The 4,430-nt window shown below is 61.2% G+C and carries 7 protein-coding genes and 2 pseudogenes; 8 read left to right on the forward strand and 1 reads right to left on the reverse strand.

Going from position 1 to position 4,430, the window contains the following annotated elements:
* On the forward strand, window positions 1–686 hold a 686-nt coding region (locus tag M3498_12515), incomplete at its 5' end, for a hypothetical protein (protein MDQ3460106.1).
* A 90-nt stretch (window positions 687–776) separates the two neighbouring features.
* Here M3498_12515 and M3498_12520 read toward each other — a convergent pair.
* Complete coding sequence (locus M3498_12520) at window positions 777–956, reverse strand: hypothetical protein (protein ID MDQ3460107.1); 180 nt, start codon at window positions 954–956, stop codon at window positions 777–779.
* A gap of 177 nt (window positions 957–1,133) precedes the next feature.
* Between M3498_12520 and M3498_12525 the strand changes: the two genes are divergently transcribed.
* The 7 genes and pseudogenes from M3498_12525 to M3498_12555 all read left to right on the forward strand — a co-directional run.
* On the forward strand, window positions 1,134–1,478 hold the full coding sequence (locus M3498_12525; protein MDQ3460108.1) for a hypothetical protein: 345 nt from the start codon (window positions 1,134–1,136) through the stop codon (window positions 1,476–1,478).
* A 110-nt stretch (window positions 1,479–1,588) separates the two neighbouring features.
* Window positions 1,589–1,629: pseudogene (locus tag M3498_12530) on the forward strand (hypothetical protein).
* 115 nt (window positions 1,630–1,744) lie between these two features.
* Window positions 1,745–1,900 (forward strand): hypothetical protein, encoded by a 156-nt coding sequence (locus M3498_12535; protein MDQ3460109.1) that lies wholly within the window; start codon window positions 1,745–1,747, stop codon window positions 1,898–1,900.
* Between the two features lie 212 nt (window positions 1,901–2,112).
* Window positions 2,113–2,154 (forward strand): annotated as a pseudogene (locus tag M3498_12540) (SEC-C metal-binding domain-containing protein).
* Window positions 2,155–2,325: 171 nt separating this feature from the next.
* A complete protein-coding gene (locus tag M3498_12545; protein ID MDQ3460110.1) occupies window positions 2,326–3,501 on the forward strand; it encodes a hypothetical protein in 1,176 nt (391 codons plus the stop codon).
* An 82-nt stretch (window positions 3,502–3,583) separates the two neighbouring features.
* Window positions 3,584–3,808: a DUF433 domain-containing protein gene (locus M3498_12550; protein MDQ3460111.1), complete on the forward strand. Its 225-nt coding sequence runs from the start codon at window positions 3,584–3,586 to the stop codon at window positions 3,806–3,808.
* Window positions 3,809–4,174: 366 nt separating this feature from the next.
* Window positions 4,175–4,430, forward strand: a 256-nt coding sequence (locus M3498_12555) for a hypothetical protein (protein ID MDQ3460112.1), incomplete at its 3' end; no start/stop codon positions are given.

Consider the following 4,430-nt stretch of genomic DNA (forward strand, 5'->3'; position numbering starts at 1 on the left):
ACCTTCCAGATGTGGAGTGGCTCGAGGGAAAGGGGCATATTATCCGGGGGGAAGGGCAGAGCAACACCTACAGCAAGGCCATCTACCCCGTGCAGGACACCGGGCCGTACCAGGGGAGACTAGACGAACTCCGCGAAGTGCAACAGCGAGGCCTCGAGCTCATGGGCCGCGAGGAGCCCACCGTGGGCCTGCTGATGCCAGTCCTCATCGAGGGCGTGCACTACGTGCGGCTCAGGAGGCACGCCACCTACACCAGCCGGGTGACCGTCCGCGAGCACGCTATCCTCCGCTTCGAGGAGCAACTCGAGCGCACCAGGCTCATCCTCAAGGAGGACTTTACGCCTCACGCCACCATGTTCGACCCCAGACGCGAAAAGGTCGAGGCGGAAGTCGAAGCGCTCGCGGAGGGCCTGGGCCACCTCGAGGACAGCCACGAAGCGATTCTGAGGGAACGGTACCGCACCGAGCGCGTCACACCGTACGTCTACCTCCTCAGGGGGGAGATTGTCAGGCCGTACGTGCGCGACGTGGGCCTCATCGCCGCTGGGCCAAGCATCAAGATGGTGTGGGCGGACAACGTCAGGCGCCAGCGGAGCGACAAGGTCAGGCTCGAGCCCCTCCTGGTGGTGGGTCCCGTCGAGGTCTATAGTGAAGAGGCGTGGCAGGAGGCGAGTGAGAAGAGATAAGACGTTGGTCAATCACGACCCTCTTTTATAACGCTCGCACGTTTACAGCGCCACCAGCAGGAACGGGATCGCATCCCCGATGTACTCTATTCAGTCGCGCTTTAAAGCTGATTTCAAGCGCACCAAATCACTTTCTGCAAGAGCAAATCTGGCAGCCTTGAAACCAATCAGCAGTGCCTCAACTTCGGGAAGTGTCGGCCGCTCCTGCCTTATCCACTCCTCAACCAACGCAGGCAGCGTCAGGAAAGGGATGGTCAATTGCTCGGCCACCCTACAGGCTTCTTTGTCGGAGGACAGAAAGATAGCCGTGCTGCCGTGTCGCTCGGCTAGAACAAGACAGGCAGCCTCACCCCGCCCAATCCCGAAGGTCTGATAAAGCTCCTCGCGTCTGAGGAGAGGGTTTCAAAATGATCCAACTTCCCCAGTCGGATCTGCTAAACTGACGGCATGGCAACCGTCACCCTACCAGACGAATTGGCGAAGCGCGTCGAGCCCTTCAGCCGCTGGTTGCCGACGGTTCTAGAAACTAGCCTACTCGCCCTCAAGACTCCCGCGGTTGAGACGGCTAGCGAATTGGTCGAGTTTCTAGCCTCGAACCCCTTGGCAGGGGAGGTCCATGCCTACCACGTGTCCGAGCGCGCCCAGGCGCGCATGAGCAGGCTGCTCGCACTGAATCAAGCCGGTGTTCTGGGTGAGGCCGAAGCACGCGAACTCGACGAACTCATTAAGCTCGAGCACCTCATCATCACCCTCAAGGCCAGCTTGACTCCTGAAGATATCGCTGCTGCGTGACGTCACTCCCTCAAGAACTGCGCCGGCTCGTCGTCGAGCGGGCACGGTGGAGATGCGAGTATTGCCTGCTGCCAGAACGTGAGACGCTCCACCCGCATCAGATTGATCATGTGATCCCACATCAACATGGCGGGCCGGACACAGAGGACAACCTCGCCCTCTGCTGTGTTGTCTGCAACCGTTACAAAGGACCGAATCTCGCCACGCTCGACCCGGAGACAGAGGAGCTCGCCGGCTTTTTCAACCCGCGTCGGCACGCCTGGAACGTGCATTTCCGACTCGATGAGGGAAGGATCTTCGGGCTTACCCCGGAGGGCCGGGCGACGGCGTTCATCTTTCGCTTCAACGACGAGGTGCGCATCGCCCAGAGGCTCACCCTGCTGCGGCAGGGACGCTACCTCGAACAAGATCAAAACCGATGACCAATGCCTCTTTCTCTTTGGACTGCGTTCATACCCAGGTCAGCTCTCCTTCTCACCATGACCGGCACGACCGTAGTAAGTGACCCACCAGCTGTGGGTAGAGTGTCGTGTAGCCGACAACAAGGTGACGGGCGGCCTGCAGTTAAACTGAGAACGTCGCTATAGGTCACCCGAACACGAAAGCCCATTCCAGTTGATGAGAGGTACTCGCAATCAAAGTCGGACGCAACCAACCCTGCCCTTGCGGCAGCGGCAAGAAATACAAGCACTGCTGCCTCAAAAAAGATCAACAGGCCGCGCGGGAGCAGAGGCCTCGCTCGCGCAAGCCGCCGCCTGTCTCGCCGGACCCCCACATCCAAGCCTGGAATGCCCGCTGGGATGCCTTCGAACAGGCGAACCACGAGGGCAAGCTCGAGCTCTTCACCATGACGCTGGGCGAAGCGGAGCTGATGGACGGCGAGATGGCCTTCGAGATGCTGAACCTCATCTACCACGAGAGCGCCAAACGGGGCGAGCGAGGGCGCCTGGCGGAACTGGTGGCGGCGCTGCAAGAGCACCGGCCCGAAGCCTATGACCAGAAGCGTCATTACTTCCTCAGCTGGCAGATCGGTGACGCGCTGGCCAGCGGAAGTCTGGAAGCCCTTCCCAAGCCGGTCCAGGAGCTGGCCGGCATCGCGGAGAGGGACATCGACCTTTTCGACAACGTGCTCGACCAGCTGGCCTACCACGGCCAGTTAGCGCTTCTCGTCGAAGCCGTGCGTATGTCCTGGCCACAGATCGAGGAGGGAAAGGGCATCGTTCCTTGGGGTGTTCACGCGTTTGCTCACCAAGCGTCTGCTTATGAGATCTTCGACTATGTGGAGCGAGCCCCGTCGCCCGATGCGGGCGACCCCGAACTGCCGGCGCGACTCGAGACCTACCTCAAGGTCGATCCTCAGGGCTTGGCCCAGGAGCTGGCCTACCTCAGCGGAGGAGTCAAGCGCGACTGGACGGTGGACGATTTCCAGCTGCCACCGCCCGCCGAGGCCGAGGATGATGTCCTTTGGGACGACGAAGCCCATCACCTCGACTCTGAAGAGGACGAGGACGACGAAGGCTCAGCCGACGAGGCTGAGGGTCGGCGCAACCTCCTGTATCTAAGCCACGAGTTCCTCGGCTACCTGCGGCGCGATGAGGGTGTGCCTTACCCCAAGGGTGAGCTGGCGCGCGAGCAGCTTTGCTCGTACCTGTTGAAGCGCCACGCTGGCGAACTGGAGCATTGGGAGAGCCCCTTGGGAGCGTTGGCGAGCAACCCCAAACGCAAACCCAAGCGGGGCACACCCCGAGCCGATCATCCACTCTGCCCCGACCAGGGCACTTTGGACCGCTTCTTTGGCGGACTCCTCAACTTCTTCAACCCGCAGCACTACAAAGCGGTGGCCACCTTCGAGCTGATCCCGGCCTGGCTCCGTTTCCTGATCTCGCGCCGCCTCCTAGGTACTGCAAAAGGTGAGCAGGCGCTACAAGAACTGAAGCCCCTGCACGCGGGATTACTCGAGTTCTACCGGAATTACAGCAGCGACCCCGCTCTGAAGCAGGAGCTCGAGCGCTGGCCCGAATGAAAGGTCAGCGCTCGAGCTTGCAGTAGTGCGGGCTCTTTCCAAGCCCTTTTCGGCGGTTGCTGTAAAGGCAAGGAGTCGTGTCATGAGCCAGTTGCACCGCATCACCGCCCGCCCCGAGCAGTGCGGGAGCCGCCCCTGCATCCGCAGCCTGCGCGTGCGGGTCAAGGACATCCTCGACCTCTTGGCGGCGGGAGCAAGCCGCGAGGAAATCCTGGAGGACTACCCCTACCTCGAGGCCGACGACATCACGGCCGCGCTCGAGTTCGCCGCCAAGCAGAGTGACCACCCGGTGCTCCGGGTGGCGTAGTGCGCTTTCCGGTGGACACGCAACCCTGGCGCGCTGGCTGGTGAGCCGGGACACGAGGCCGAGCACGTCATCGACCACAACCTGGCCGAGGGCTGACGACCGTGTCATCTGGGCGAGATGCTCGTTGAGGTCGCCTAGGAGCCTAGGTGAAAACCGAGACCAGCGAGAAGGGCCTGGACGAACAACGTCAGGCGCAAGCGGAGCGACAAGATCAGGCTCGAGCCCCTGCTCTTGCTCGAACCTACCAAAGTCTATGGTGAACTGGAGCGGCAGGAGGTGAGAGGGAAGGGATAATCGGCATCACTATCCATGACAATCGTCATCAAGTCCTCCATTTGGAATGCTATACTCTCATTTGGAGGCAGCATGACGATCGCTGAACGCATCGCGCAAGTAGAACAAGGCGTCAGCTACAGCACCTTCCCACTCCTCGCCGAACGACTAGGCGTCAGTGAAGAGCAGCTCCGGAACGCGCTAGGCTTCTCCGCCTCGACCCTCCACCGCCGCAAGGTGGCAAGACGCTTCAACCTCGATGAATCCAACAGGCTTTACTGGCTCGAGAGTCTGCTGGACATGGCTGATTACGTGCTCGAGGACCCGCAGGAAACCAAGGCCTTCATGA

This window comes from Deinococcota bacterium (assembly GCA_030858465.1).
Lineage (GTDB): Bacteria > Deinococcota > Deinococci > Deinococcales > Trueperaceae > JALZLY01.

Coding starts and splice junctions, on each gene's coding strand:
- M3498_12550 (MDQ3460111.1), top strand. CDS start 3,584: ATGAGCCAGTTGCACCGCATCACCGCCCGCCCCGAGCAGTGCGGGAGC.
- M3498_12525 (MDQ3460108.1), top strand. CDS start 1,134: ATGGCAACCGTCACCCTACCAGACGAATTGGCGAAGCGCGTCGAGCCC.
- M3498_12545 (MDQ3460110.1), top strand. CDS start 2,326: ATGACGCTGGGCGAAGCGGAGCTGATGGACGGCGAGATGGCCTTCGAG.